This window comes from Streptomyces sp. NPDC057280 (assembly GCF_042668605.1).
Taxonomy (GTDB): Bacteria; Actinomycetota; Actinomycetes; order Streptomycetales; family Streptomycetaceae; genus Streptomyces.
In genome coordinates this window covers 1-25,559 of the sequence record NZ_JBHUYR010000009.1, presented here as the reverse complement: position 1 = coordinate 25,559, position 25,559 = coordinate 1, and the positions used below count along the sequence as shown (strand labels likewise).

23 protein-coding genes are annotated in these 25,559 nt (G+C 71.6%); 10 read left to right on the top strand and 13 right to left on the bottom strand.

Annotated elements, in window-relative coordinates; all coding sequences use genetic code 11:
• Position 1 precedes the first annotated feature (1 nt).
• Positions 2-1,216, top strand: coding sequence for an acyl-CoA dehydrogenase (locus ACFUO4_RS36330; RefSeq protein ID WP_383492955.1), 1,215 nt, complete (start codon positions 2-4; stop codon positions 1,214-1,216).
• A 51-nt stretch (positions 1,217-1,267) separates the two neighbouring features.
• Here ACFUO4_RS36330 and ACFUO4_RS36325 read toward each other — a convergent pair whose 3' ends face one another.
• The 3 genes from ACFUO4_RS36325 to ACFUO4_RS36315 are packed head-to-tail and all read right to left on the bottom strand — an operon-like array spanning position 1,268 to position 4,336.
• Positions 1,268-1,861, bottom strand: coding sequence for a TetR/AcrR family transcriptional regulator (locus tag ACFUO4_RS36325; protein ID WP_383492952.1), 594 nt, complete (start codon positions 1,859-1,861; stop codon positions 1,268-1,270).
• A gap of 37 nt (positions 1,862-1,898) precedes the next feature.
• The gene (locus ACFUO4_RS36320; RefSeq protein ID WP_383492949.1) at positions 1,899-3,566 is read right to left on the bottom strand and encodes a class I adenylate-forming enzyme family protein; all 1,668 of its coding nucleotides are present in this window, start codon (positions 3,564-3,566) and stop codon (positions 1,899-1,901) included.
• Positions 3,563-4,336: an SDR family oxidoreductase gene (locus ACFUO4_RS36315; protein ID WP_383492946.1), complete on the bottom strand. Its 774-nt coding sequence runs from the start codon at positions 4,334-4,336 to the stop codon at positions 3,563-3,565. Before ACFUO4_RS36315 ends, ACFUO4_RS36320 begins: the two co-directional genes overlap by 4 nt.
• Positions 4,337-4,501: 165 nt before the next feature.
• Between ACFUO4_RS36315 and ACFUO4_RS36310 the strand changes: the two genes are divergently transcribed.
• Both ACFUO4_RS36310 and ACFUO4_RS36305 read left to right on the top strand, forming a co-directional pair.
• On the top strand, positions 4,502-5,740 hold the full coding sequence (locus tag ACFUO4_RS36310) for an exo-beta-N-acetylmuramidase NamZ domain-containing protein (protein ID WP_383492943.1): 1,239 nt from the start codon (positions 4,502-4,504) through the stop codon (positions 5,738-5,740).
• Between the two features lie 107 nt (positions 5,741-5,847).
• Positions 5,848-7,164, top strand: coding sequence for a serine-threonine protein kinase (locus tag ACFUO4_RS36305; protein ID WP_383492940.1), 1,317 nt, complete (start codon positions 5,848-5,850; stop codon positions 7,162-7,164).
• 18 nt (positions 7,165-7,182) lie between these two features.
• Here the strand turns inward: ACFUO4_RS36305 and ACFUO4_RS36300 are convergent, their stop codons facing one another.
• Positions 7,183-9,969, bottom strand: coding sequence for a penicillin acylase family protein (locus tag ACFUO4_RS36300; protein WP_383492937.1), 2,787 nt, complete (start codon positions 9,967-9,969; stop codon positions 7,183-7,185).
• A 221-nt stretch (positions 9,970-10,190) separates the two neighbouring features.
• Here ACFUO4_RS36300 and ACFUO4_RS36295 point away from each other — a divergent pair, with 221 nt between their 5' ends.
• The 3 genes from ACFUO4_RS36295 (at position 10,191) to ACFUO4_RS36285 (ending at position 12,914) form a co-directional block, all read left to right on the top strand.
• The gene (locus ACFUO4_RS36295; RefSeq protein WP_079308612.1) at positions 10,191-10,793 is read left to right on the top strand and encodes a hypothetical protein; all 603 of its coding nucleotides are present in this window, start codon (positions 10,191-10,193) and stop codon (positions 10,791-10,793) included.
• Positions 10,794-11,008: 215 nt separating this feature from the next.
• Positions 11,009-11,740, top strand: a complete 732-nt coding sequence (locus tag ACFUO4_RS36290) for a 3-keto-5-aminohexanoate cleavage protein (protein WP_383492934.1) — start codon at positions 11,009-11,011, stop codon at positions 11,738-11,740.
• 106 nt (positions 11,741-11,846) lie between these two features.
• Positions 11,847-12,914, top strand: coding sequence for an RNA ligase (ATP) (locus tag ACFUO4_RS36285; protein WP_383492931.1), 1,068 nt, complete (start codon positions 11,847-11,849; stop codon positions 12,912-12,914).
• A 77-nt stretch (positions 12,915-12,991) separates the two neighbouring features.
• Here the strand turns inward: ACFUO4_RS36285 and soxR are convergent, their stop codons facing one another.
• Complete coding sequence (gene soxR, locus ACFUO4_RS36280; RefSeq protein WP_383492928.1) at positions 12,992-13,477, bottom strand: redox-sensitive transcriptional activator SoxR; 486 nt, start codon at positions 13,475-13,477, stop codon at positions 12,992-12,994.
• Between the two features lie 91 nt (positions 13,478-13,568).
• On the opposite strand from soxR, the gene ACFUO4_RS36275 reads away from it, so the two are divergent.
• Positions 13,569-14,030 carry a MaoC family dehydratase gene (locus ACFUO4_RS36275; RefSeq protein ID WP_079308614.1) on the top strand — a complete coding sequence of 154 codons (462 nt, stop codon included), beginning with the start codon at positions 13,569-13,571 and terminating at the stop codon, positions 14,028-14,030.
• Between the two features lie 22 nt (positions 14,031-14,052).
• On the opposite strand, the gene ACFUO4_RS36270 is transcribed toward ACFUO4_RS36275, so the two are convergent.
• The 3 genes from ACFUO4_RS36270 to ACFUO4_RS36260 form a co-directional block, all read right to left on the bottom strand.
• A complete protein-coding gene (locus ACFUO4_RS36270; RefSeq protein WP_059196613.1) occupies positions 14,053-14,676 on the bottom strand; it encodes a TetR/AcrR family transcriptional regulator in 624 nt (207 codons plus the stop codon).
• Between the two features lie 103 nt (positions 14,677-14,779).
• Entirely contained in the window at positions 14,780-15,067 is a 288-nt protein-coding gene (locus tag ACFUO4_RS36265) for a YiaA/YiaB family inner membrane protein (RefSeq protein ID WP_383492924.1), read from the bottom strand.
• A 70-nt stretch (positions 15,068-15,137) separates the two neighbouring features.
• Entirely contained in the window at positions 15,138-16,289 is a 1,152-nt protein-coding gene (locus ACFUO4_RS36260; protein ID WP_383493406.1) for an acyl-CoA dehydrogenase family protein, read from the bottom strand.
• 100 nt (positions 16,290-16,389) lie between these two features.
• Between ACFUO4_RS36260 and ACFUO4_RS36255 the strand changes: the two genes are divergently transcribed.
• The 3 genes from ACFUO4_RS36255 (at position 16,390) to ACFUO4_RS36245 (ending at position 18,863) form a co-directional block, all read left to right on the top strand.
• Positions 16,390-17,031: a TetR/AcrR family transcriptional regulator gene (locus ACFUO4_RS36255; RefSeq protein WP_079308616.1), complete on the top strand. Its 642-nt coding sequence runs from the start codon at positions 16,390-16,392 to the stop codon at positions 17,029-17,031.
• Between the two features lie 46 nt (positions 17,032-17,077).
• On the top strand, positions 17,078-17,791 hold the full coding sequence (locus tag ACFUO4_RS36250) for an ArsR/SmtB family transcription factor (RefSeq protein ID WP_383492920.1): 714 nt from the start codon (positions 17,078-17,080) through the stop codon (positions 17,789-17,791).
• Positions 17,792-17,948: 157 nt separating this feature from the next.
• Positions 17,949-18,863 (top strand): DMT family transporter, encoded by a 915-nt coding sequence (locus ACFUO4_RS36245; RefSeq protein WP_383493403.1) that lies wholly within the window; start codon positions 17,949-17,951, stop codon positions 18,861-18,863.
• On the opposite strand, the gene ACFUO4_RS36240 is transcribed toward ACFUO4_RS36245, so the two are convergent.
• From ACFUO4_RS36240 to ACFUO4_RS36220, 5 genes are all read right to left on the bottom strand, one after another.
• Complete coding sequence (locus ACFUO4_RS36240; RefSeq protein WP_079308618.1) at positions 18,855-20,177, bottom strand: MFS transporter; 1,323 nt, start codon at positions 20,175-20,177, stop codon at positions 18,855-18,857. The two genes, ACFUO4_RS36245 and ACFUO4_RS36240, sit on opposite strands and share 9 nt — an antisense overlap.
• A gap of 176 nt (positions 20,178-20,353) precedes the next feature.
• Positions 20,354-21,433, bottom strand: coding sequence for a Zn-dependent alcohol dehydrogenase (locus tag ACFUO4_RS36235; protein WP_383492917.1), 1,080 nt, complete (start codon positions 21,431-21,433; stop codon positions 20,354-20,356).
• An 11-nt stretch (positions 21,434-21,444) separates the two neighbouring features.
• Positions 21,445-22,833 (bottom strand): aldehyde dehydrogenase family protein, encoded by a 1,389-nt coding sequence (locus ACFUO4_RS36230; RefSeq protein ID WP_383492914.1) that lies wholly within the window; start codon positions 22,831-22,833, stop codon positions 21,445-21,447.
• 200 nt (positions 22,834-23,033) lie between these two features.
• Positions 23,034-24,374, bottom strand: coding sequence for an ABC transporter ATP-binding protein (locus tag ACFUO4_RS36225; RefSeq protein ID WP_079308621.1), 1,341 nt, complete (start codon positions 24,372-24,374; stop codon positions 23,034-23,036).
• 172 nt (positions 24,375-24,546) lie between these two features.
• On the bottom strand, positions 24,547-25,125 hold the full coding sequence (locus ACFUO4_RS36220; protein WP_383492911.1) for a class F sortase: 579 nt from the start codon (positions 25,123-25,125) through the stop codon (positions 24,547-24,549).
• Between the last annotated feature and the right edge of the window lie 434 nt (positions 25,126-25,559).

Here is a 25,559-nt window from a genome sequence, read left to right as displayed (position 1 = left end):
CATGGACTTCGCGTTCGACGCGCGCACCGAGGAACTGCGCGCCAAGCTGCTCGCCTTCATGGACGAGTACGTCTACCCGGCCGAGGCGGTGGCGGAGGAGCAGCGGGCCGCGCTGGCGTCCCCGTGGGACACCCCGGCCGTGGTGGAGGAGCTGAAGGCGGAGGCGCGCAGGCAGGGCCTGTGGAACCTCTTCCTGCCCGACGCCGAGTACGGTGCCGGGCTGACCAACCTCCAGTACGCGCCGCTCGCCGAGATCACCGGCCGGTCCCCGCAGCTGGCGCCGACCGCGCTGAACTGCGCGGCGCCGGACACCGGCAACATGGAGGTGCTCTCCCAGTTCGGCGGCGAGCAGCAGAAGAAGCAGTGGCTGGAGCCGCTGCTTGCCGGTGAGATCCGCTCGGCGTTCGCGATGACCGAACCGGAGGTGGCCTCCTCGGACGCCACCAACATCACCACGTACATCGAGCGCGACGGCGACGACTACGTCATCACCGGCCGCAAGTGGTACATCTCCGGGGCGATGAACCCGGACTGCAAGATCTTCATCGTGATGGGCAAGACGGACCCGGAGGGGTCCGACATCCGCCGCCAGCAGTCGATGATCCTGGTCCCGCGGGACACCCCGGGTGTCACGGTCAAGCGCGCGATGCAGGTCTTCGGTTACGAGGACCACTACCACGGCGGCCACGCCGAGGTGATCTTCGACCACGCGCGCGTGCCGGCCTCGAACCTCATCGGCGAGGAGGGCGGCGGCTTCGCCATCGCCCAGGCCCGCCTCGGTCCGGGACGTATCCACCACTGCATGCGGCTGATCGGCATGGCCGAGCGGGCGATCGAGCTGATGTGCCGGCGGGCCGTGTCCCGCACCGCCTTCGGCAAGGCGCTGGCCCAGCAGGGCGTGGTGCACAACTGGATCGCCGACGCGCGCGTGACGGTCGAGCAGCTGCGGCTGCTGGTCCTGAAGACGGCCTGGCTGATGGACACCGTCGGCAACCGGGGCGCCCACACCGAGATCCAGTCCATCAAGATCGCCACGCCGCGCGCGGTGGTCGACATCATCGACCGCGCGATCCAGCTGCACGGCGCGGGCGGCGTCAGCCAGGACTTCCCGCTGGCCGAGTTGTACGCGGGGGCGCGGACGCTGATGATCGCGGACGGCCCGGACGAGGTGCACCAGCGGTCGCTGGCGCGGCGGGAGCTGAAGAAGTACCTCTGAGGTCACGTGTAAGGGGCGGTCGTCCATGGCGGCCGCCCCTTGCACGCGTGGTCACGGACGCAGGGCCCGCAGCAGCAGGTCGGCCAGGTGGTCGGCGACTTCCTGCGGGCTCATGGGGCCGTCGGGGCGGTACCAGGTCGACAGGTGGTGGACGGAGCCGAAGTGGTAGTCCACGACCAGGTCGGCCGGGGTGGCGGTGGAGAAGACGCCGGACTTCTGGCCCTCCTCCACCAGCGCGCGGAAGCGCTCGTGGTAGCGCCGGCGCTCGGCGCGCACCTGCTTGTTCTTCTCCGGGCTCAGATGGTGCATGGAGCGGAAGAAGATCGACGCGTCGTCGAGGTTCTCGATGGTGGTCACGACGACGTCCGCCGCCGCACCCCGCAGCCGCTTCTCGATGGGCTCGTCCGCGTTCGCGAAGGCGTCGAGGCGCTCCTGCTGGACGCGCAGCACGCGCGCGTACACCTCGTGCAGGAGGTCGTCCTTGGAGCCGAAGTAGTGGTACAGCGCCCCCTTGGTGACGCCGGCCGCCTCGACGATCTCCTGCACCGAGGTGCGGTCGTAGCCCTGCTCGGCGAAGAGCCGGGTGGCGGCGGCCAGCAGCCGCTGCGGGACGGGCGTACCGTCCCCGTCGTTCGTCCTGGCCACCTGCCGCCACCTGCCCTTCCGTTCGCACTTGCGCGTTCTACTGCTCGGCCTGCCCACGGGAACGCAGTTCCCGCCGGAGGATCTTCCCGGTCGCCGTCTTCGGCAGGTCGGACAGTATCTCCACCTGCCTCGGGTATTTGTAGGCGGCCAGTCTCTCCTTGCAGTACACCGCGAGTTCATCCGGGTCCGTGTCGGCCCCCGGGCGCAGGCTGATGTACGCCTTCACGGTCTCCCCGCGGTACCCGTCGGGCACGCCGACGACGGCCGCCTCGCGCACCGCCGGGTGGGTGTAGAGCACGTCCTCGACCTCGCGCGGCCAGACCTTGAAGCCGGACGCGTTGATCATGTCCTTCTTGCGGTCGACGACGTACAGCCAGCCCTGCTCGTCCAGGAAACCGATGTCGCCGGTGCGCAGCTCGCCGCCGGGGAAGGTCTCGGCGGTGGCGTCGGGGCGCCGCCAGTAGCCGGGCACGACCTGCGGGCCGCGGACGACGATCTCGCCCTGCTCGCCGAAGGGCACCTCGGCGCCCTGGTCGTCGACGATCCGTACGACCGTGTCGGGCCCCGGCAGGCCCACGGCCAGCGTCCCCGACACCGGGTCGACCGGGGCCTCCAAGCCGGGCGGGACGGAGGCGCAGGGGGCGGTGCACTCGGTGAGGCCGTAGCCGTTGCGGATGTACGGCCCGAAGGCGGCCCGGAACTTCTCCACCAGCGCGGGCGGCAGCGGGGCGCCGCCCGAGGAGATCATCCGGAAGGAGGCGAAGTGGTCGCGGGTGACGTCCGGGTGGGCGGCCAGCGCCATGAAGGCCGTCGACGGGCCCACGGTGTAGTGCGGGCCGTGCTCGGCGAACGCGTCGAGGACGACGCCCGCCTCGAAGCGGTACGCCAGCACGAGCGTGCCCGCGCTGTTCAGACAGGCGCCGAGCTGGCAGACCATGCCGGTGATGTGGAACAGCGGCGCCAGCGCGAAGTACACGGGCGGGTCGGGCAGTTCGAGCCCGGTCCGCTGCCGCTCGGCGTTGTACATGATGTTGGCGTGCGTGTTGGTGGCCCCCTTGGGAGCCCCGCTGGTGCCCGACGTGTAGCTGATGAGGGCGATGTCGGACGGTCCCGGGTCCCGGCCCTCGGGCGCCTTCAGCCCCGCCCGCGCCACGGCCGTCAGGTCCTCGGCGTCGGCGGGCTGCGGCAGCCGCTCGAAGGTGAGCACGCGCGCGTCGTTGCGCGTCTGGAAATCCAGCTCGCACCCGGTGAGCACGATCCGCACCGGCGAGTCGGCGGCCGTCTCGCGCAGGTACGACTCCCAGGCGCGGTCGGAGCAGATCAGCGCGGCCACCTCGCCGTCCCGCAGGACGTGGCTGACCTCCCCGGCCTTGTACATGGGGTTGACCGGCACGACGGTCGCGCCCGCCTTCCACGCGCCGAGGAGGGCGAGCAGGAAGTGCGGGGAGTTCTGCAGCAGGACCGCCACGCGGTCGCCGCGCTCCAGGCCGCGCGCGGCGAGATGCCCGGCGACGGAGTCGCTCAGCTCGTCGACCTGGCGGTAGCTGAGCCGCCCGTCGAAGTAGGCGAGGAAGGTGCGGTCGGGAACCTCGGAGGCCGCCTCGCGCAGCGCGTGGACGAGGGAGTCGGCGGGGTCGATCGGCGCGCGCTGGGCGTCGCTGAGGAGGGCGACCCAGGGCTTGGCTGCGTACAGGGAGTCGGTCACCGGGCCTCCTCCCACTTCTGCTGGATGTGGTTCATGCCGGCCAGCCAGCGGTCGGGCTCGGCGGCGCGGGCCTGGTAGTAGGCGGCGACCTCGGGGTGCGGAAGGATCAGGAAGCGGTCCTCCTCGATGCCCTTGAAGAGCGCGTCGGCCACGTCCTCCGGCTCGACCGCGGTCGGCTTGAGCACCAGGTCGCCGGCGGTGCCGGTGGCGGCGAGCATGTCGGTGCGCACGCCCTGGGGGCAGATGGCATGGACCTTGATCCCGCGGTGCCGGTAGGTCAGCGACAGGTACTCGGCGAAGGCGTACGCCCCGTGCTTGGTGACGGCGTACGGGGCGGCCCCGATCATGGTCAGCAGTCCGGCCGCGGACACGGTCGACACGAACCGCCCGCTCCCCCGGTCCAGCCATGCCGGCAGCAGTTCGTGCGCGGCACGCACGTGTGCCATGACGTTGACGTCCCAGGACAGCTCCCAGGCCTTGGCGTCGGCGAGATCGTCCACGTCCGGGCCGCCGAAGGCGACACCGGCGTTGGCGCAGTACACGTCGACGGTCCCGCCGAGGGCGGCACGGGCGTCGGCGACGACGGCGGAAGCGTCCCCGGGCACGGCGATGCCGCCGATCTCGTCGGCGACGGCCTCGGCCCGGCCGGCGTCGAGGTCGTTGACGACGACGCGGGCCCCTTCGGCGGCGAACCGCCGCGCGAGGGCGGCCCCGATCCCTCCCCCGGCTCCGGTGACGACGACTCCGGCGTCTCGCAGGGCTTCCACCATGGGTCTCCTTAGGACTGCGGCTCCAGGCTCTGGTCAGACTAACCGGTCGGTATGTATCAAGGAAGGGTCGCGTCGATGCCGCCGAGGGGCGCGGGGAACGGCGCGACCAGCCACAGCGCGTCCGCACCCTCCACACAACCTGCGGAAGCGCTTAACGTGCACCTCATGCGCCTATCCAGACGAGCACTCCTCGCAGCGACCACGGCAGCAACATCTCTTTCCTCGGCCTCCCCCGCGTCCGCGGCCGACCGCCACCGAAAACTCCGTACCGGATTCGAGCGCCTCGCCGCCGACGGCTACGCCCTCCTCGACGGCCAGCGCGTAGGCATCGTCACCAACCCCACCGGCATCACCCGGGACGCCCGCCACATCGTCGACGTCATGCACGCCGACCCCCGGGTGAACCTGGTGGCCGTCTTCGGCCCGGAGCACGGCTTTCGCGGCACCGCGCAGGCCGGCGGCTCCGAGGGCCGCTACGACGACCCCGCGACCGGACTGCCCGTCTACGACACGTACCTGAAGAGCGGCCGGCCCCTCGCCGACGTCTTCACCGCGTCCGGCGTCGACACCGTCGTCTTCGACATCCAGGACGTGGGCGCCCGCTTCTACACGTACATCTGGACGCTCTACGACTGCATGGAGGCGGCTCAGCTGGCCGGGAAGCGGTTCGTGGTGCTCGACCGGCCGAACCCCGTCACCGGTCGTTCCGCCGAAGGCCCCGTCCTGCACAAGGAGTTCGCGACCTTCGTCGGACGGCAGCCGATCTCACAGGCGCACGGCATGACGGTCGCCGAGCTGGCGCGGCTGTTCAACGGGGAGTTCCTGACCGCGCCGGTCGCGCTGGACACCGTACTGATGACGGGATGGAGGCGGGCGGATTTCTACGATGCCGCAGGCCTGCCCTGGGTCCCGCCGAGCCCCAACATGCCCACCCCCGACACCGCGCTCGTGTACGCGGGGACGTGTCTCTTCGAGGGCACGAACCTGTCCGAGGGCCGTGGCACCACCCGACCCTTCGAACTGCTCGGCGCGGAGGGGATCGACGGCCGGTGGGCCGCCGCCGCGAACGAACTCGGGCTGCCGGGCGTGTACTTCCGGGAGGCGTACTTCGCGCCGACGTTCTCCAAGTTCCAGGGCAAGACGGTCGGCGGGGTGCAGATCCATGTGCACGACCGGGCGGCGTACGACCCGGTCCGCACCGGGATCGGGCTGCTGGTGACCGCCAAGCGCGGGTGGGCCGGGTTCGCGTGGCGGTCCGACAACTGGATCGACAAGCTCACCGGCTCCCCGCAGGTGCGGACCGCGATCGACGCGGGTGCGGGCGTCGACGAGGTGGTGGCGGGCTGGCGGGAGGAGCTGGCCGCGTTCCGCCGCACTCGCAAGGAGTACCTGCTGTACAGATGATCCCCTGGGCGGAACAGGGCAGTTGACTCGCGAAGTATGGCCAACTTCGCCCCGTAGCAGGACGATGCGACGGCATCGCACCACTTCGGGGGACGAGGGGGCCTGTCATGGCGGATCCGGCGATGAGTGTGAGCCCGTACTGGGAGCTGACCTTCGACGCGGACGGCGATCCGGACGGCGGACGGCGGGACCGGCTGCTGGCCGGGGTCGCGGAGCGCGGCGTCAAGGATCTGATCGTCTTCGCGCACGGCTGGAACAACGACCGTTCGGGGGCGACGAGGCTCTACAGCCGCTTCTTCGCGCCGATCCCGGAGCTCGCGCCGAAGGCGAAGCTCGGGTACGTGGGAGTGGTGTGGCCGTCGATGCGGTTCTGCGACGAGCCGATCCCGGACTTCCCCAGGTCGGTGGCGGCCGAGAGCACGCGGCGGCCCGCGCTGGACAAGGACACCCGGCACGCGCTGCTGGAGACCTTCCCGGGCCGGGCCACCGTGATCGACCAGATCGCGCTGATGCTGGACCAGCAGCCGCGCGAGGAGGCCGAGCTGGAGGAGTTCGGGCGGCTGGTGCGGCTGCTGGTCGAGGTGGTGCCCGCGGGGCCGCAGGCGCTGTTCGGGGCGGACACGCTCGCGGAGGGCGTGCCGCAGAGCGAGCCGGACATGTTCTCCGGGCCCGCGGTGGGGGTGTGCGAGGACTTCGCGCGCGGGCTCGCCGCGGCCGAGGCGCCGGACGGCGTGACGGAGGGATTCTCGATCCCCAACCCCTGGGACGGGGCGCACGAGTTGCTCCGGCAAGCGACGTACTACGCGATGAAACGGCGCGCCGGCACGGTCGGTGAGCGGGGGCTCGGGCGGGTCGTCGGACAGCTCGCGGCCGAGCGGCCCGAGGTGCGGGTGCATCTGGTCGGGCACAGCTTCGGCGGGCGCCTGGTGTCCTTCGCGCTGCGCGGGCTGCCCGAAGGGGTGCGCACGGTGAAGTCGGTGACGCTGCTCCAAGGGGCCTTCTCGCACTACGCGTTCGCCGCCCGGCTGCCGCACGACGCGCGCGCGGGCGGGGTGCTGCACGGGCAGCAGAACCGCATCGACGGTCCCCTGGTGTGCTGCTACTCCCGCTTCGACAAGGCGCTGAGCACCATGTATCCGCTGGCCTCGCGCATGGCCGGGGACGCGGAAGGGGCCGCCATGAATCTCGGACGGCTGCTGGGCGCCAAGTGGGGGGCGATGGGCCACGACGGGGTGCAGGCGGTGCCGGGCACGCGCGCGTGGAAGCTCGCCGACGCGCTCACCACCACGTTGCCGACGTCCGGGTGCGTGAACATCGACGCGGCGTCGGTGGTGAAGGACGGCAAGGCGCCGGCCGGGGCGCACAGCGACATCGTGCACCGCGAGCTGGCGCAGCTGGTGGTGGCGGCGGGCCGTATCCACTGACCCGCCGCCACCCGGAGGTCACCGGTGTGAGGTGAACTCCACGACCTGCTGGTAGGTCGGCCGGTTCTGCCAGCTGATGTTGTAGTGCTTGATGCCGCCCAGGGTGCGCTGGACGATCGAGTCGGCGCACCACTGGTTGCCCGCGGAGCACAGGTCGTCACCGGGGTAGACCTGGGCCGCGGTCTTGCCGGCCGCCGTCTTCAGGGTGCTGATCAGGATGTCCCGGCAGGCGCTGAGGCTGCCGCCGCCGCAGTACTTGTTCGCCAGCGGTCCCTGCACGGGCTCGCCGAGCACCGCGCGGATGTCCTTGTCGACGTAGGACCACCAGCCGTACTGGAAGGAACTGCCCGCGTGCGAGCCGGTCGGGCCGTGCGCGGCCGAAGGCGACTCGTCGACGGGCAGGTTGCCCTGGAAGGCGGTGAACAGGTCGCTTCCCAGGCCGGGTTTGAATTCGGCCTCCACCAGCAGCGGCCACCACGCGTCCAGGATGCGGATCGCGTCCGCGTTGGCGTACGTCTTCGAACCCGCCGACGTCTCCGTGCGCTTGCCGCCCGCGGTGAGCCAGGTCTGGAGCTTGGTCACCGCCGCCGCGGCCGTGGAGTCGGTGACCGTACTGCTGTTGATGACCTTGAGGAGGTCGGGCAGCACGTCCTCCGCGCGCAGGTCGGCGAGGGCCGCGTCGGCCATCGCCTTCACCAGCGAGGCCCGGGTGACGCCGCCCGCGGCGACGAGCTTCTTCACGCGGTCCTCCAGGAGGTTGCCGCGGTGCACCGAGCCGTCGCCCCAGGGCGCGGTGGTGTAGTCCTTCGCCTGTTTGTTGTTCCAGGAGATGTAGTAGTCCTGGTCGATGGAGTGGGGGTGGGCCGAAGCCGCCGTGTAGTCGGCGGTGTTGGTCGTCGGGTTCCAGTTCTTCCACTCGTACGACGCCTGCGCCCACACCGGGAACTCCGCGTCCACGCCGCTCGCGCGCACCGGGTTGTCGCCGCTGTTGTAGTACGCGGTGTGCGTGGAGTCGGCGTAGAACCAGTTGAACGTGTAGTTGATGTGCTGCACGGCGCTCTGGAAGGTCTGCGGACTCTTCACGTAGTCGGGGTCGTTGAGCATCTGGAAGCCGATGATCGAGTCGGCCTCGTGCATGTAGGAGGAGCGCAGGGTCGTGTAGGCGACCTTCTTGCCGCCGACGGTGGCGCGGTAGGCGACGGGGCCGTACTTCGTCTTCCAGACCCGCATGGTGTACGAGCCGGCGGCGGTGCCGTCGGCCGTGGTCGGGGCCCAGGAGTTCTTCTGTTCGATCTTCTCCATGGCCGTGCAGGTGCCGTGGTACAGGTAGTGGAAGTCGTCCTGGCACAGCTCGACGGCGTAGGAGTCGATGATGTCCTGGCCGGAGGTCGTGGCGGACCACGAGTAGTCCTGGCCGCGGCCGAGTTCGACGTACATGCTCAGGCCCGCGAAGGAGGCGCCGCGCGCGCTGATGCCGGGGCCCTGGATCTCCTGGAGCATCAGGAGCTGGGGGGCGAAGTAGCCGGTCTGCGGGCCGAAGACGGCGACCGGGTGGCCGCTCGCGGTGTGGGCGCCGCTGACCACGAGGGCGTTGGACATGCCGCGCTTGGCGGAGGTGAGGGCGTTCGCGGTGGCCTTGGCGGCGGCCGCGGAGGCGCTCTGGGAGGCGCCGGTGCCGGTCGGGTCGTAGATCAGCGGCTCGGTGGCCACCGTGCCGGCGTCGGGGAGGGCCTCGCCCTGCGGGGTGGCGGGCTTGGTGGCGTACGGGAAGCTCTCGCCGTTGTGGACGGTGAGGACGGCCTCGGGGTCGTTGCGCTCGCGGAACGACTCCCAGACCTCGGTGCCCTTCGTCACGCCGTACTGCTCCTGGGCGGCGAGCAGCGATATCGCGTTGTTGACCTCACCGCCGCCGCCGGAGCCGAACAGGGCGCCGATGACGGAGGCCAGCGCGACCAGGTCGGTGAGCTTGAAGTGGTCGATGGTGCCGGCGTTGGTGATGGAGTCCTTGTGGCCGGTCAGGACGTACTCGCCGGGGAAGTAGCGGCCGCTGTCGGAGGCGTCGATGTAGGCGTTGATGCCCGCGATGTAGGCGTTGGCGTCGGCGAGGGCCTGCTGGCCTCGGCTGCCGTTGGTGGCGACGGCGTTGTCGATCTGTGCCTGGAGGTCGGCCTCGCTGTAGGGGGCGTTGCGCCAGAACTGCTGTTCCAGGCCCTGGTTGGAGGGGGCGCCGCCCGCGAAGGTGGTCAGCTGGCCGCGTCCGACGTGGCGGAAGACGTCCATCAGCCACAGCCGGTCCTGGGCGGCCGCGTAGCCCGCGCCGAACTCGGTGCCGTATCGGGTGGTGCCGGTGATGTGCGGCACACCCGTCTTCTTGTCACGGACGATCGTCACGTCGGTGCGGCCGGCCGGGTTCAGGGTGGAGGCGACCTGGTCGGAGGCCACGCCGAACGAGGCGTCGTTGAAGAAGGTGTTGATCGTGGCGTTGGTGAGCGACGAGTAGCCCTTGGCGAGGTTCGCGTACGGGCCGAGCTGGTCCTCCGCGTGGTCGGGCTGGCTGCCGAAGGCCTGGTTGAGGAGGATCTGGGCGAGGGTGGCGTTGCCGTTCTCGCCGGGCGGCAGGATGTCGGAGCACTGGCTGCCGCAGTAGTCGTTGGCGGCCGTCGCCTCGGCTGCCGCCGCTGCTTGGCCAAGAGGGGACAAAAGACCGGCAATCAGGGCGCATACGGATGCGGTCTTCAGGAACCCGGTGAGTCTGCCGGGAGTTCTCAGTCTGTCGAGAGCGGTGCGTGAGGTGCGCCGAGGCATGGCAGCTCCTACCGACGGGGGTGGGCCGGACGTTACCGCCGGTATCCCCGGGATTGAAGATGAACATGCGTCAAGTTTTGGTACCCGATCCGGAGGCGAAGGGGGGTCGTCGGAAATCGGATGGAGCCAAATCGCTTGTCGATACGTCTATTCGGCGACGTCCGTTCGACGACGCCGAAGTGACCGAAGTACAGGTGCAGGTGTGACGGAGGTGCAGGGCGATGGCCGGTTTCCGGAGTCTGGCGAGACAGGTGCGAGATCCGCGGTGTGATCTGGCGCTGCGACGCTACTCACTGCGCAAGTGCCTGGAGCGGTTCGCTCCTTACGGGCACAGGGCGACCTGGGACCACTTGTGCTCCCGGGCCGGATTCGGTCCTGAGGACCGGTCCCCCGATCCGGCGCGGCTCGTGGCCGCGTTGGACGAACTGGAAGAGGCGCGTTCGGTCTGGCTGGCCTACGAGGTCGAGTTCGCCGAGCGACGCAAGAAGGAGAAGCACGACGGACTGCGCAGGCCGGGCAGTGTCGACGACTGGCACCGGCTGACCTGGGGCGGCTTCGGTGTCGCCTGGTGCGACGACCCGCGGCTCCACCCCCGTGAGCCGCTGGCCGAGGTGCTGCGCAAACTGATCTCCGCGCTGGAGCGCGAACCGGGCTCGGTGTGCCCGGTGTGCCGCGGAGAGCGACTGATGTGGAAGTACGACCTGGCCCACGAACCCTCCTCGGGCCCGGTCTGCACGGACTGCGGGATCGTGGTCCCCCGTCCGGTGCTGACACCCGAGGCCCTGGCGTCGTCCAAGCGTGGACGGCTGCTGGTGTCCGCCTGAGTGGTGCGACCGGGGGTGCGCCGGGGATGCCGCACCCCCTCTTTGACGGCGCGTGACGGTCGTGGGCGTTCATTGGCGGGGTACGAAGGTCGCGAGCGCTTTTTGACGGTGTGTGACGGTCGCGCGTGCTGCCCCGGTTTTACACATCGGGCCGGTTGTCCACAGGAACGGCTCGCGGCCGGGCCGATGTCGGTGCCGGCTGGCACCATCGAGTCATGGTTCAGGTGTGTCTCAACGGGCCCCGAGGGGCAGCCGACGGTGCGGTGGTGCCGCTGACGCCGGAGGCGTTGGCCGAGTCCGCGGCGGCGGCCGTCGCGGCCGGGGCGACGGACATCCATGTCCACCCCAAGACCCCGTGCGGCGGCGACTCGTTGTCACCCCGCGTCCTCGCGCCGACCCTGGAGGCGATACGGGCGCGGGTGTCGGTCCCGGTCGGCGTCACCACGGGCGCCTGGGCGGAACCGGACCCGGTGGCCCGGCTGGAGCGGATCCGGAGCTGGACGGTGCTCCCCGACCACGCCTCGGTCAACTGGCACGAGCCGGGCGCCGAGGAACTGGCCGCCGCACTGATCGACCGGGGTGTGGGCGTGGAGGCCGGGATCTGGTCCGGCACGGACGGCGCGGCACGGTTCGCCGAGTCGCCGCTCGGCCCGGCGGTGCTGCGGGTGCTGGCCGAGGTGACCGACACCTCGCCGGACACCGCCCGGGACACGGCCCGCGCCCTGCTGTCCGACCTCGGCACGGCACCGCACGGCCGCCCGGTGCTGCTGCACGGCGAGGACGGCGGGGCATGGCCGGTGCTGCGGCTGGCCGGACGCCTGGGCCTGGCGACACGCATCGGCCTGGAGGACACCCTGCTGCTCCCCGACGGTGAACCGGCCGCGTCCAACGCCGAGTTGGTGGCGGCGGGACTGGTCCAGTACGGGCCGGCGCGACGCTCGTCGTGACCGGACCGGCGACGCTACCAGCCACAAATCCCCTCGCTCCACCCCTTTCACGTACGGACAGTGGGAGGCGATGAAACGCACCTGAGCACAGGAACGAGGAACCCCGATGTCGACGCTGCGCGTCACCGCCGAAGTGCTGACCGTCCACGAACACCCGAACGCCGACGCGCTCGAACTGGCCCAGGTGGGCCTGTACCGGGCCGTCGTCGCCAAGGGCGCCTACCGCACCGGCGACGCGGCCGTGTACATCCCCGAGCAGTCCGTGCTGCCCGCCGCCCTGATCGAGGAACTCGGCCTCACCGGACGGCTGGCCGGCGGCAACGCGGACCGGGTCAAGGCGGTACGGCTGCGCGGCGAGCTGTCGCAGGGCATCGTGTGCCGGCCCGCGGCGCTGAACGGCGTCGACCTGGCACGGGCGGCCCAGAACGGTACCGACTTCGCGGAACTGCTCGGCATCACCAAGTGGGTGCCCCCGATCCCGCCCACGATGAGCGGCGAGGTGGAGTCCGCCCCCGACCTGCTGCCCTGGGTCGACATCGAGAACATCCAGCGCTACCCGGACGTCTTCACCCCGGGCGAGCCGGTGGTCCTGACCGAGAAGCTGCACGGCTCGGCGTGCCTGGTCACCTATGTCGCGGCCGACGAGCGGGTGTACGTCTCCTCGAAGGGCTTCGGCGCCAAGTCCCTGGCGCTGAAGGCGGACCCGCGGAACCTGTACTGGCGGGCGGTCCAGGGCCACGGCGTCGCCGACGCGGCCGCCCGCCTGGCCACCCGCCTCGGCGCGAGCCGGGTCGGCGTCTTCGGCGAGGTCTACGGCGCGGGCGTCCAGGACCTGACGTACGGCGCGGACGGCCGCCGGGACACCCTCGGGTACGCGGTCTTCGACGTCTGCGCGGAGATCGACGGCGAGGTGCGGTGGCTCGACGCGGCGGAACTCCTGGACGGGGACCTGCCGTTGGTGCCGCGCCTCTTCGAGGGGCCGTTCGACATCGAGCGGGTGCTGGAGGTGGCGAGCGGGAGGGAGACGGTCTCGGGCCGCGAGCTGCACCTCAGGGAGGGTGTCGTGATCCGTCCGACGACCGAGCGCTACAGCGAAGTAACGGGCGGCAGGGCGATAGCGAAGGCGGTAAGTCCGGCGTATCTGACCAGGAAGAACGGAACAGAGTACGAGTGAGCCACCCCAGGGGCGCGGGGAACTGCGCGACCCGCCACGAAGCACCCGCACCCGGCAACGCACATAACCCCCGCTCCCTAGCCGCACCGCTCCTCAGACTCGCGCCGCTTCTCCACCAACAAGCGCGACCCCGCCCCCTGCCGCTCCCCGAACACGTCACCCGGGTTGGACAGCACACACGACTCCAACGACAGACACCCGCACCCGATGCAGTCCGTCAGATGATCCCGCAGCCGGTTCAACTGCTTGATCCGCTCGTCGAGTTCGGACCGCCACGCCTCCGACAACCGCGCCCAGTCCTCCCGCGTCGGCGTCCGCTCCTCCGGCAGCTCGGCGAGCGCCTCGCGAATCGTGGCGAGCGGGATGCCGACGCGTTGTGCGGCCCGTACGAAGGCGACCCGGCGCAGCGCGTCGCGGGAGTAGCGGCGCTGGTTGCCGGTGGTGCGGCGGCTGCTGATCAGGCCTTTGGACTCATAGAAGTGCAGGGCGGAGACGGCGGCACCGCTGCGCGCGGCGAGCTGGCCGACCGTGAGCTCGTGGATCTTCTCAGGAATCTGGGGCACCCCTCGAACCCTACCCAGGCTTGCGTTGACAGGGCCCGCGAGGGCGACCATGCTAAGCAGTCGCTTAGAGTTTGGGACGAGGAGGCGGGACATGGCAGAGCCGAGGATCTTCGCGGGCGCCGACGAGCTGAAGGCGGCGGTGGGCGAGCAGCTGGGGTACACCGACTGGCTGGAGGTCGACCAGAAGCGGATCGATCTGTTCGCCGACGCCACCGGTGACCACCAGTGGATTCACGTCGACCCGGAGAAGGCCGCCGCCGGCCCGTTCGGCACGACCATTGCGCACGGCTATCTGACGCTGTCCCTGCTCCCGCTCTTCGGACCGCAGCTCATCAAGGTCGAGGGCGTGAGGATGGGCGTGAACTACGGCACCAACAAGGTCCGCTTTCCGGCTCCCGTCCCCGTCGGTTCCCGGCTGCGCGCCACGGCGACGATCACCGGGGTCGACGACGTGGCGGGCGGCGTCCAGGTGACCGTCGCCTTCAGCGTCGAGCGCGAGGGCGGCGACAAGCCGGTGTGTGTCGCCGAGTCGGTGTCGCGCTACTACCTCTGAGGACCCAAGGCCCCGCCGCGGGCTACTTGGCCCCCACCATCCGCAGCACGAGGTCGGCGTCGAGCGCGCCGACCTCGTCGGGGGTCCAGGGGCCGTCGACGTTGAACCAGCGGGCGACGTCGATGCAGAGCGACATGACGGCCAGGGTGGTGCCCTTGACGTCCAGGACGTCGAACTCGCCGGACGCCACGCCGTCCTCGATGATCGCGCGCACCTCGGCGTCGCACTGCCGGCGCAGCGCGAGGATCTCCTCGCGGGCGTCCGGGCCGAGGGAGTCGAGTTCGTACTGGACGACCCGGGCGGTGGTGCGGCCGCCCGCGTGCCAGCGGACGAAGGAGCTGACCGCGTCGGCGAGCCGCTCGGTGGCGGTGCCCTCGCGGCGGGCCGCGGTCTGCAGGATCTCCAGCGCCTTGGCGTGGCCGATCCTGCTGATGCGGTGGAGGAGCTCCTCCTTGGTCTTGTAGTGGATGTAGAGGGCGGCGGGGCTCATGCCCGCGCGGCCCGCGATGTCCCGCGTCGTCGTGGCGTGGTAGCCGCGCTCGGCGAAGGCCTCCACCGCGGCGATCAGCAGCCGCCGTGCCGCGTCGGGCGTGACCTCGCCCCACGCCGACGTCTCGCCGCCGGCCGTCTCCTCCGCCGTACTCATCGCCTGCTCGCCCCTCTCCACTGATCGAGGGACCACCATACCGCCGAAGGTGAGCAAACGCTTAGGCGAGAGACCCGAGTGGCCGCAGTCCAGCAGCACGGTGTCAGAGTTTCTCGAACGGGTCGTGCTCGGCGAGCAGCTTCTCCAGCCGGGCCTGGTCGACGCGGCTGACGATCTGCCCGGCCTCCTGGCGGTCCCGGATGACCTTGGCGAGCGTGAAGGCGGAGGTGACCAGGTACAGGACGGCGATGGCGAGGAAGCCGCGCACCGAGGCGTCGGCGTCGAGGCGGAAGATGCCGATGGCGGTGGCCGCCATGGCGACGGCGAAGGAGGCGACGGCCTGGCCGTAGAAGGCCGCCGTGCTCTGCTGCTTGACCGGTGTGTCACTCATGGGGACAGCTTCGGCGGACGCGGCGCGCGCCACATCCGCCGAGATACTCAGGCCCCTGCACCCCGGATACTCAGAACGCCGAAATCCCGGTCAGCGCGCGGCCGATGACGAGCTTCTGGATCTGGCTGGTGCCCTCGTAGAGGGTCATCACGCGGGCGTCGCGCAGCAGCTTGCCCGCCGGGTACTCGTCGATGTAGCCGTAGCCGCCGAAGACCTGGAGGGCGTTGTTGGCGGCGCGGACCGCGGCCTCCGAGGCGAACAGCTTGGCCTTGGACGACTCGGTGGCGAAGGGCAGGCCGCGGTCGACGAGGTCGGCGACCCGCCAGGTCAGCAGCCGGGCCGCGTCGACGTCGACCGCGATGTCGCTGATCAGCTCCTGGACCAGCTGATGGCTCGCGATCGGCTTGCCGAACTGCTCCCGCTCACCGGCGTACCGCACGGCCGCGTCCAGGGCGGCCTGGGCGATGCCGACGCAGCCCGCCGCGACCGACATCCGCCCCTTGGCGAGCGCGGACATGGCGACCGTGAACCCCTTGCCCTCCTCCCCCAGCAGCGCGGCGGCGGGGACGCGCACGTCCTCCAGGACGAGCTCGGCGGTGGCCTGGCCGCGCAGGCCGAGCTTGCCGTGGACGGTGCGGCGGCTCAGGCCGGGGGTGTCGGCCGGGACGAGGAAGGCGGAGACGCCCTTGTGGCCGGGGGCGTCGGTGGAGCGGGCGAACAGCAGCACGACGTCGGCCCAGGTGCCGTTCGTGATGAACATCTTGGTGCCGTTGATGACGTAGTCGTCGCCGTCGCGCACCGCGCGCGTGGTGAGGTTCCCGGCGTCGGAGCCGGTGCCGGGCTCGGTGAGGCCGAAGCAGCCGACGTACTCCCCGGAGGTGAGTCCCGGCAGCCACCGCCGCTTCTGCCCCTCGCTCCCCCACGCGGCGATCGTCTTGGCGACCAGTCCGAGCGAGACGGAGACGATCCCGCGCACCGAGGAGTCGCCCCGGCCCAGTTCCTCGGTCACCAGGCAGTACGCGAGATGGTCGCCGCCCGAGCCGCCGTACTCCTCGTCGATCGTCAGCCCCAGGAAGCCGACCTCGCCGAGCTTCTTCACGATGCCCCGGTCGACCTCCTCGGCGCGGTCCCAGGCGATGACGTGCGGGGCGATCTCGCGTGCCACGAAGTCCCGGGCGAGCTGCCGTACGGCTTCCTGCTCCTCGCTGAGTCCCAGGTTCACCACGAGATCACCCCACTTGAAAGGCGTATGGAAGACGCATGAAAGGCGTACATTTAAATTAGCACTGCTAGTTTCCAGGTGCAGCCCTACTATGTGCGCCATGGCCCGACCGCGCAAGCCCCTCCTCAGCACCGACCGGATCGTCGAGACGGCTCGGGCCCTCGTGGACGCGGAGGGCCTCGCGGCCGTCTCCACCCGGCGACTCGCCGCCGAACTGGGGGTCAGCGGACCCTCCCTCTACAACCACTTCCGCACCAAGGACGAGATCCTGGAGGCCGTCGCCGACTCGGTGAGCGCCCTAGTCGACCTGTCGATGTTCGAGGACGGCCGCGACTGGCGGACCGCGCTGCACGACTGGGCCGTGTCCTACCGCGCCGCCCTGCGGGAGCACCCGAACATCGTCCCCGTCCTCGCCCACGGGCCGGGCCGGCGCCCCGCCGGACTACGGGTCGCGGACGCGGTCTACGGCGCGATGGTCCACGCCGGCTGGCCGCCCGCGCAGGCCACCTCCATCGGCGCGCTGATGCGGTACTTCATCATGGGCTCCGCGCTCGGCTCCTTCGCCGGGGGTTTCGTGGACGACCAGAGCGCGTACGACCCCGCCGACTATCCGCACCTCGGCCAGGCCCACCTCCTCGCCGAGCAGCAGGACAAGATCGACCAGCGGGCCTTCGAGACGGGGATCGCCGCGCTGCTGGACGGGCTGGCGACGCAGTACGAGCAGGTCAGGCGGACCGCGTAGGACGCTTCGGTGGGCGCCGAAGTGTTCGTGACCCATCCTGGGAGGCATGACCTCCACGGAACCGAGGAACCCCCAGGCGACCCAGCTGGCCCGGTTCGCCGGCCTCATCGCCGACGAGACGCGGGCCGCGTGTCTGCTCGCGCTGCTCGACGGGCGGGCGTGGACGGCGAGTGAACTCGCCCGGCACGCCGGCGTCGCCGCGTCGACGCTGAGCGAGCATCTGGGCAAGCTCGTCGCGGGCGGACTGCTCGCCGAGGAACGGCAGGGGCGGCACCGGTACGTGCGGCTCGCCGACGCGCGGGTGGCGCAGCTGGTGGAGGAGCTGTCGGCGCAGGTGGGGGCGCAGGCCCGGCCGCGGAATCTGCGGGAGTCCAGTGCGGGGTCCGCGATGGCGCGGGGGCGGACCTGTTACGACCATCTTGCGGGGCGGCTCGGGATCGTGGTCACCGATGCGATGACGACGCGTCTGCTGCTGAGCCAGGACGCCGGGTTCGCCCTGACGGACGCGGGGCTGGCGTGGTTCGACAGCGCGGGTATCGAGCTTGACCGTTCGAGTCGGCGGCCACTGGCACGGGGGTGCCTGGACTGGACCGAGCGGCGGCCTCATCTTGCGGGGGTGGCGGGGGCGGCGTTGTGTCGGCATGCGCTGGCGGCGGGGTGGTGTGTGCGGATCGGGTCGGAGCGGGCCGTGAAGGTGACGCCGTCGGGGGAGCGGGCGCTTGGGGAGCTGCTCGGTATCCAGGCAACGGCGTTGCAGTGATGCTTCCGCGGGTCCGTGTGCGTCTGCGGGTCCGTGTGCGTCTGCGGGTGCGTTGTGGCTTGTCGCGCAGTTCCCCGCGCCCCTCAGGTCCGCTGCAACTGCCGTGTCTGAAAAGCGCGAGCTTCCCGCCCGTCCCCTATCTAGCCTCGGGAGCATGATGAACCCCCGCCGTCCTGGCCTTCTCGCCGCCGGTGCCGCCGTTGTCACCGTGCTGCTCTGGGCCTCCGCCTTCGTCTCCATCCGGAGTGCCGGGGACGCCTACTCCCCCGGCGCTCTGGCGCTCGGGCGGCTGCTGTCGGGGGTCGTCGCGCTGGGGATCATGTGTGTCGTACGGCGTGAAGGGCCCCCGCCGCGGGCCGCCTGGCCCGGCATCGCCGTGTCCGGGCTGCTCTGGTTCGGGGTGTACATGGTCGTCCTGAACTGGGGTGAGCAGCAGGTGGACGCCGGTACCGCCGCCCTGGTCGTGAACGTCGGGCCGATCCTGATCGCGTTGCTCGGGGCGCGGTTGCTCGGGGATGCCATGCCGCCGCGGCTGGTGGCGGGGATGGCGGTGTCGTTCGCGGGCGCCGTCACCGTGGGGCTGTCGATGTCGGGTGGGGGCGGGTCGTCCGTTCTCGGGGTGCTGCTGTGTCTGCTGGCGGCGGTCGCGTACGCCGGTGGGGTCGTCGCCCAGAAGCCCGCCCTCGGGTCGGCGAGCGCGCTGCAAGTCACCACGTACGGCTGCCTCGTGGGCGCTGTGGTCTGTCTGCCGTTCGCCGGGCAACTGGTCCATCAGGCGGCCGACGCGCCCCTGTCCGCGACGCTCAACATGGTCTATCTGGGCGTCTTTCCCACTGCGCTCGCCTTCACCACCTGGGCCTACGCCCTCGCCCGTACGACGGCCGGCCGGATGGGCGCGACCACCTACGCGGTGCCCGCGCTGGTCGTGCTGATGTCCTGGGTGGTGCTCGGGGAGGTGCCGGGAGTGCTGACGCTGGTGGGCGGGGTGCTGTGTCTCGCGGGGGTCGCGGTGTCCCGGTCGCGGGCCGCGGCAGCTGCGCCGCAGCCCGCGAAGGTCTCCGACTCAGTGTGAACGGGCCCTGCCCGCAAGGACCTTGATGGAGATCAGGGCGACGGCGGAGAGCGCGATGAGGTAGCCGGACACCGCCATGGAGGTGCCGGTGGCCTCCAGGAGCAGGACCATCAGGAAGGGCGCCAGGCCGCCGCCCGCCACGGCGGCGATCTGGTAGCCGAGGGAGGCGCCGGTGTAGCGCATCTCCGGCGTGAACAGCTCGGCGAACAACGCGGCTTGGGGGCCGTACATGATGCTCAGGAAGCAGCTGGCGACGAAGGTGGCGACCGCGAGCCAGAGCAGTGAGCCGGTGTCGATGAGGAGGAAGAGCGGGATCGCCCACGCGGCGATGCCGATCGCGCCGACGGTGTAGACCCGGATGCGGCCGTAGCGGTCGGAGAGTGCCGCCGCGGCCGGGATCAGGATCAGCTGGGTGAGGCTGACGCAGAGCGAGACGGTGAGCACCGCGCTCTTCCTCATGCCGAGTTCACGGGTGGTGTAGTCGAGCACGCCGGTGATGAGGATGTAGAAGGTCGCGGTGTTCACGGCGAAGGAGCCGCCCGCGAGCAGGACCGTGCCGAGATGGTCGCGGAGGATCGTGCGGAGCGGGGAGCTCTGTTCCGCCTTCTCCTGCTCGGCCAACGCCCGCTCGGCAGCGCGGAATTCCGGGGTCTCCTCGACCTTGGCGTGGATGTACCAGGCGAGGGCGAGGACGAACAGGCCGATCAGGAACGGGATCCGCCAGCCCCAGGCCGCGAAGGCGGTGTCCGTGGTGAACGCGCCGGCCAGCAGGAAGACCGTGTTGGCGGTCACCACGCCGATGGGGACCCCGAGTTGGACGACGCTGCCGTAGACACCGCGCTTGCCCTCGGGGGCGTACTCGGTGGCCAGCAGCATCGCGCCGCCCCACTGGGCACCGACCGCGATGCCCTGGACGACGCGCAGGGCGACCAGCAGGATCGGGGCGGCGACGCCGATCGTGTCGTAGGTCGGGAGCAGGCCGATGCCGGTCGTGGCCAGGCCCATGAGCGTGAGCGCCAGGACCAGCATCGGCTTGCGGCCGCGCTTGTCGCCGAGGTGACCGGCGACCACGCCGCCGAGCGGGCGGGCCAGGAAGCCGACGGCGAAGGTCGCGAAGGAGGCGAGGACACCGGCGGTGGAGCTGCCCGCCGGGAAGTACAGGTCGCCGAGGACCAGGGCGGCGGCTATGCCGAAGACGAAGTAGTCGTACCACTCGACGGCTGAGGCGAGGGCGGCCGCCGTGGCGACCCGGCGGCGGTTGACCGTGGGGAGGGCGGTCGTGGGGAGGGAGGGAGCGGAGGGGGCCATGTCCATGCGTGCACACTCCGGTGGGTGCGGTGGGGACGTTGGCGGCGAACATACTAACCGGACGGTATGGAGGCAATGGGCGTGCGGGAAGGTTGCCCGGAGCACTCAAGGGGGGTGAGCACACCTGCGGGCACGCCTGTGACCCCGGCCTCGGGTCAGGCCGGGGTCACAGGCGTGGCGTACTAGAAGACGACCAGTGCCCGGCCGCCCTTGCCCGCGAGCATGTTCTCGAAGGCCGCGGGGATGCCGTCCAGGGCGATCCGTTCCGTCACCAGGGTGCCCAGGTCCAGGCGGCCGGTGCGGACGTGCTCGGCGAGCACCGGCAGGTCCTCGGCGGGGTTGGAGTTGCCGTAGACGCAGCCCGACAGGGTCCTGCCCCAGTGGAAGATCTCCAGGGCGTTGAAGGTGACCTGCTGGTCCTTGCCGCCGATGCCGACGACCGTCGTACGACCGCCGCGGCGGGTGGAGTCCCAGGCGGTGCGGATGGTCGCGGCGCGGCCCACGCACTCGACGGCCACGTCGACGCCCTGCCTGCCGGTGAGACCCCTGATCCCGCGGGCGGTGTCGTCGGAGGCGACCACGTAGTCGGTGGCCCCGGCCGCGCGGGCCAACTCCTCCTTCTCCGGGGAGACATCGACCGCGACGATCTTCGAGGCGCCCGCGATCCGGGCGGCCTGGAGGGTCGCCAGACCCACTCCCCCGACGCCGAAGACCGCCACCGTCTCGCCCTCGCGGACGCGCGCCGCGTGGTGGACGGCGCCGTAGCCGGTGAGGACGGCGCAGCCGAGGAGGGCCGCGTCGGTGAGCGGGATGCCGTCGGGGAGCGGCAGGAGGCAGGACGCCGACACGACCGTCTCCTCGGCGAACGCGGCGACGTTCAGGCCGGGGTGGAGGTCGGTGCCGTCCGCGGTGCGGGCGTGGACGTCGGCGGCGCCGTTCAGGGCGTTGGCGCACAGCCAGACCTCACCGAGTGAGCAGGCGTGGCAACTGCCGCAGGACGGTGCCCAGTTGAGGACGACACGGTCACCGACCTGAAAATGACCCACCTCGTCACCGACGGCGACCACCGTGCCCGCGCCCTCGTGGCCGAGGACCGCCGGGACCGGGACCCGCATGGTGCCGTTGGACAGGGACAGGTCGGAGTGGCAGACGCCGGCGGCGGCGAGGCGGACGCGGACCTGGCCGGGGCCTGGGTCCGGGAGCTGGATGTCGGTGATCTCCAGCGGGGCGCCCACGGCGGGAAGGACTGCTGCGCGAACCACGGGAACGCTCCTCAGAACTGGAGGGACTTGGTCTGGAGGTACTCGGCGAGTCCGTGCGCGCCGAGCTCGCGGCCGACGCCGGACTGCTTGTAACCGCCGAACGGGGCAAGGGGGTTGAAGCGGCCGCCGTTGATGTCGACCTGCCCGGTGTCCATCCGGCGGGCGAAGGCCACCGCCTCCGCCTCCTCGCCGGCCCAGACCGCGCCGGCGAGGCCGTACACCGTGCCGTTGGCGATGCGCAGGGCGTCGTCCTCGTCGTCGTAGCGGAGGATCGACAGGACCGGGCCGAAGATCTCCTCCTGGGCGATCGTCATCTCGGGGGTGACGTCGGCGAAGACGGTCGGGGCGATGAAGTAGCCCTGTTCGCGCGGGGGTTCGGCGCCTCCGGCGACCAGCCGGGCGCCTTCCGCGACCCCCTTCTCGATGTAACCGCGCACCCGTGCCTGCTGCTTGGCGTTGACGACCGGGCCGATGCGGTCGCCGTACTTGGCCGCGGCGGTCGCGGCGAGTGCCACGGCCTCGTCGTACTGGTCCCGGTGGACCAGCATGCGGGTCCAGGCGCTGCACGTCTGGCCGGAGTTGGACATCACGTTGGCGACGCCGACGTTCACGGCCTTGGCCAGGTCGGCACTCGGCAGGATCACGTTGGCGGACTTGCCGCCGAGTTCGAGCGCGACCTTCTTGACCGCGGCGCCGGCGGTGACGGCGATCTGGCGGCCGACCGCGGTGGAGCCGGTGAAGGAGACCAGGTCGACGCCCGGGTGCTCGGCGAGGGCCTGGCCGGCGACCGGGCCGCGGCCCGTGACGAGGTTGAAGACACCGGCCGGCACCCCGGCCTCGTGGACCGCCTCGGCGAAGAGCTGGGCGACCAGCGGGGTGTCCTCGGCGGGCTTCAGGACCACCGTGCAGCCGGCCGCCAGTGCCGGGGCGACCTTGGCGACGATCTGGTGCAGGGGGTAGTTCCAGGGCGTGATCGCGCCGACGACGCCGATCGGCTCGTGGAAGACGGTCGAGTTGCCGACCTTCTCCTCGAAGGGGTGGGCGGCGGCGAGTTCGGCGTACGAGCCCGCGACCGCGATCGGGACGGCGGCGTGCACGTTCTCGGAGAATTTCAGGGGCGAGCCGAGTTCGGCGGTGACCGTCTCGGCGATCTCGTCCTTGCGGGTCACGAGGACGTCCCGGAGCGCGGCGAGGCGTGCGGCCCGCTCGGCGGGCGGGGTGGCGGCCCAGGCCGGGAGGGCGGCACGGGCGGCCCGGACGGCGGTGTCGACGTCCTCGGCGGTGCCGGCCGGGACCCGGCCGATCACCTGCTCGTCGACCGGGTTCACGACCTCGATCGTGTCCCGGCCGGCGGCGGGCCGCCATGTGCCGTCGATGTACATGCCGTCGTGTGCCTTCATCGTGCGTCCTCCCGGCGGGGGCGTGACCTTGTCGTCGTCCGGCTCATAAACTAGCGACGTTAGTTTTCGAACGCCAGACGCTACCGCCCGCTGCCGCGGGAAGCCGACCGCGGCCCCGGGCTTCCTCCCTGCCCACCGGCTCCTGACCGAAGGCCTCCTCGATCCTCCCGCCGCCGTCCCGCCACCGCCTGCGCTGTGACTCACTCCTCCAGGTCGGGCAGGCGGGCCGGGGCCGGGCTGATGCGTTCGCCGTGCTGGTCGAAGACGAACAGGTGGGCGAGGTCGACGAGGAGGGGGACGTGCATGCCGTGGCGGAGCTGGAGGTCGGGCGTGGTGCGGACGATCAGGTCGCCGGGGAGTCGGCCCTCGGGAGGTGTCACGGGGCCGTCGTCCACCGGCTCGTCGAGGACCACCACCGGCCCTGCCCGCAGGGCGTCCGCGCGCTGCCGGAGGCGGTCCAGGACGCCGGGACCTCCCTCGCGGCGGCGGCGCCTGGTCGAGCGGGTGGCGGGGCGCGGGGCCTCCAGGTCGGGTACGACGGCCGGACGGGAGCCGGTGTTGAAGTGGACGAGGTTCTCGTGGCCCTGGAACTCCACGTGCTCCACGAGACCGGTGAGCGGCATCTCGCCGGGGCGGGCCGCGGACGGCTTGGCGATGCGCACCGCCTCCGAGCGCAGGCCGACGATGACCTCGCGGCCCTGCTGGACGCGGAGCAACTGGTGGTCCAGGGACAGCGGTTCGGGCAGCCGGAGGTACTGCTTGCCGAGGCTGATGGTCATCGCGCCGTCCAACGGGGCGCGGACCAGGCCCTGGAGGAGGTTGATCCGCGGGGTGCCGATGAAGGCGGCGACGAAGACGTTGCGGGGCAGCGCGTAGACCTCGCGCGGGCTGCCGACCTGCTGCAGGACGCCGCCGCGCAGGACGGCGACCCGGTCGCCGAGCGACATGGCCTCGGCCTGGTCGTGGGTGACGTAGACCGTGGTGACGCCCAACTCCCGGGTGAGCGCGGAGATTTCGGCGCGCAGGTGATTGCGGAGCTTGGCGTCGAGGTTGGACAGCGGCTCGTCCATCAGGAACGCCGAGGGGTGGCGGGCGATGGCCCGGCCCATGGCGACGCGCTGGCGTTCACCGCCGGAGAGCTGGGCGGGGAAGCGGTCGAGGAGGTCCTCGATGCCGAGCATGCGGGCGGTGGCGTCCACGCGCGGGCGCGGGTCCGCGCCGGGGGCCTCGATGCGCAGCGGGAATCCGATGTTGTCGCGGCTGGTCATGCTCGGGTACAGCGCGAAGTTCTGGAAGACCATCGCGATGTCCCGGCCGGACGGCGGGAGGTCGTTGGCGAACTCGCCGTCGAGGAGCAGTTCACCCTCGTCGATGTCCTCCAGCCCGGCGATCATCCTGAGGACGGTGGACTTGCCGCAGCCGGAGGGTCCCAGCAGCACGAGGAACTCACCCGGGGCGATGTCCAGCGTGAGCCGGTCCACCACCCGGGTGCCTCGCGTATAGCTCTTGCTCACGTCGTGCAGAGAGATGGCGCGTGTCATGGCAGGTGCCCCCGGGGGCTGACTGAGCGCTGTTGCTCCGTGGCCGAATGCCCCGGGCGAGTCGCACGGGGCCTATGGGTCACGGAAGTTAACGGAATGTGTGCGGCCGGGGGAAGAGAACGGGCAGGATCGGACGGCACGGTCCAGCAGGTGAGAAACCGGACGGCCAGATTCAGTGACGGGCGGGCGCCTCCCGGATCGTGACCAGGTGGGCGAAGACGACCAGGTTGCCCGAATATCCTTTTCTGCGGTCGTAGTTGCCGCCACAGGTGATGAGCCGCAGCTCAGGGCGGCCCCGGGCGCCGTACACCTCCCGGTCGGGGAAGTGCGCCTTCTCGAACTCCCGGATGGCGTCGACCGTGTATACGGCGGTACGACCGTCCGCCCGCCGCACCTCGATCAGGCGTCCCCGTTTCAGCTCGGACAGGCCCGCGAAGACCGCGCCGCCGGTGTCGGTGTCCAGATGACCCACGGCCACGGCGGTTCCCTGCCCGCCGGGAGCGGGGCCGTCCCGGTACCAGCCCACGAGGTTCGGATCGTCACCCGGCGGTGCCCCCAGGCGCCGGTGCCGGTCGAGGCGCAGGTCGGTGACCGGGGCGTCGACGTCCAGATACGGGATGAGGAGCCGGGTGGCGCGGGAGCGCGGCAGGGTGCGGAGCGCCGGAGTCGCCCGGTGGCGGTGCGGCCGTACGCCCTGCCCGGCGGGACGGGCCGACCGGGCCGGGGTCCGGCGCGCGTCGGCAGCGGTCACCGGTCGCCCCGGACGGCGCGCGTCGGGGGCGGCCGGCGGGCGCCCTCCGCCGCTCGCGCCGGAAGCGGCCGGCCGGGACCCAGCGCTTCCGGCGCCCGGAGCACGAGCAGCGCCTGGAGCGCCGTTGGCCCCGAGGGCGGCCGAGGCGGTCGGCGACAGATGCAGGCCGGTGCCTCTGGCGGGCAGTTCCTCAGGCGTGGCGCCCGCCTCGCCCCGTACGCCCGGGGCGCCAGCGGCACCCGGCCCGCCGGCCGCACCCTCACCCGCGAAACCCGGCCCACCACCGGCCGCCCTCACCCCGCCCGCGACCCCCCGCCCGGCGGCGGCGCCCCGCGCGGGGGGGGGCGCCCCCCCCCCGCGCGCCCCGGCGGGCGGGCCCCCCCCCCCGGCCCCGGCCCCGCCCCCGGCCCCCGCCCCCCGCCCCCCCCCCCCGG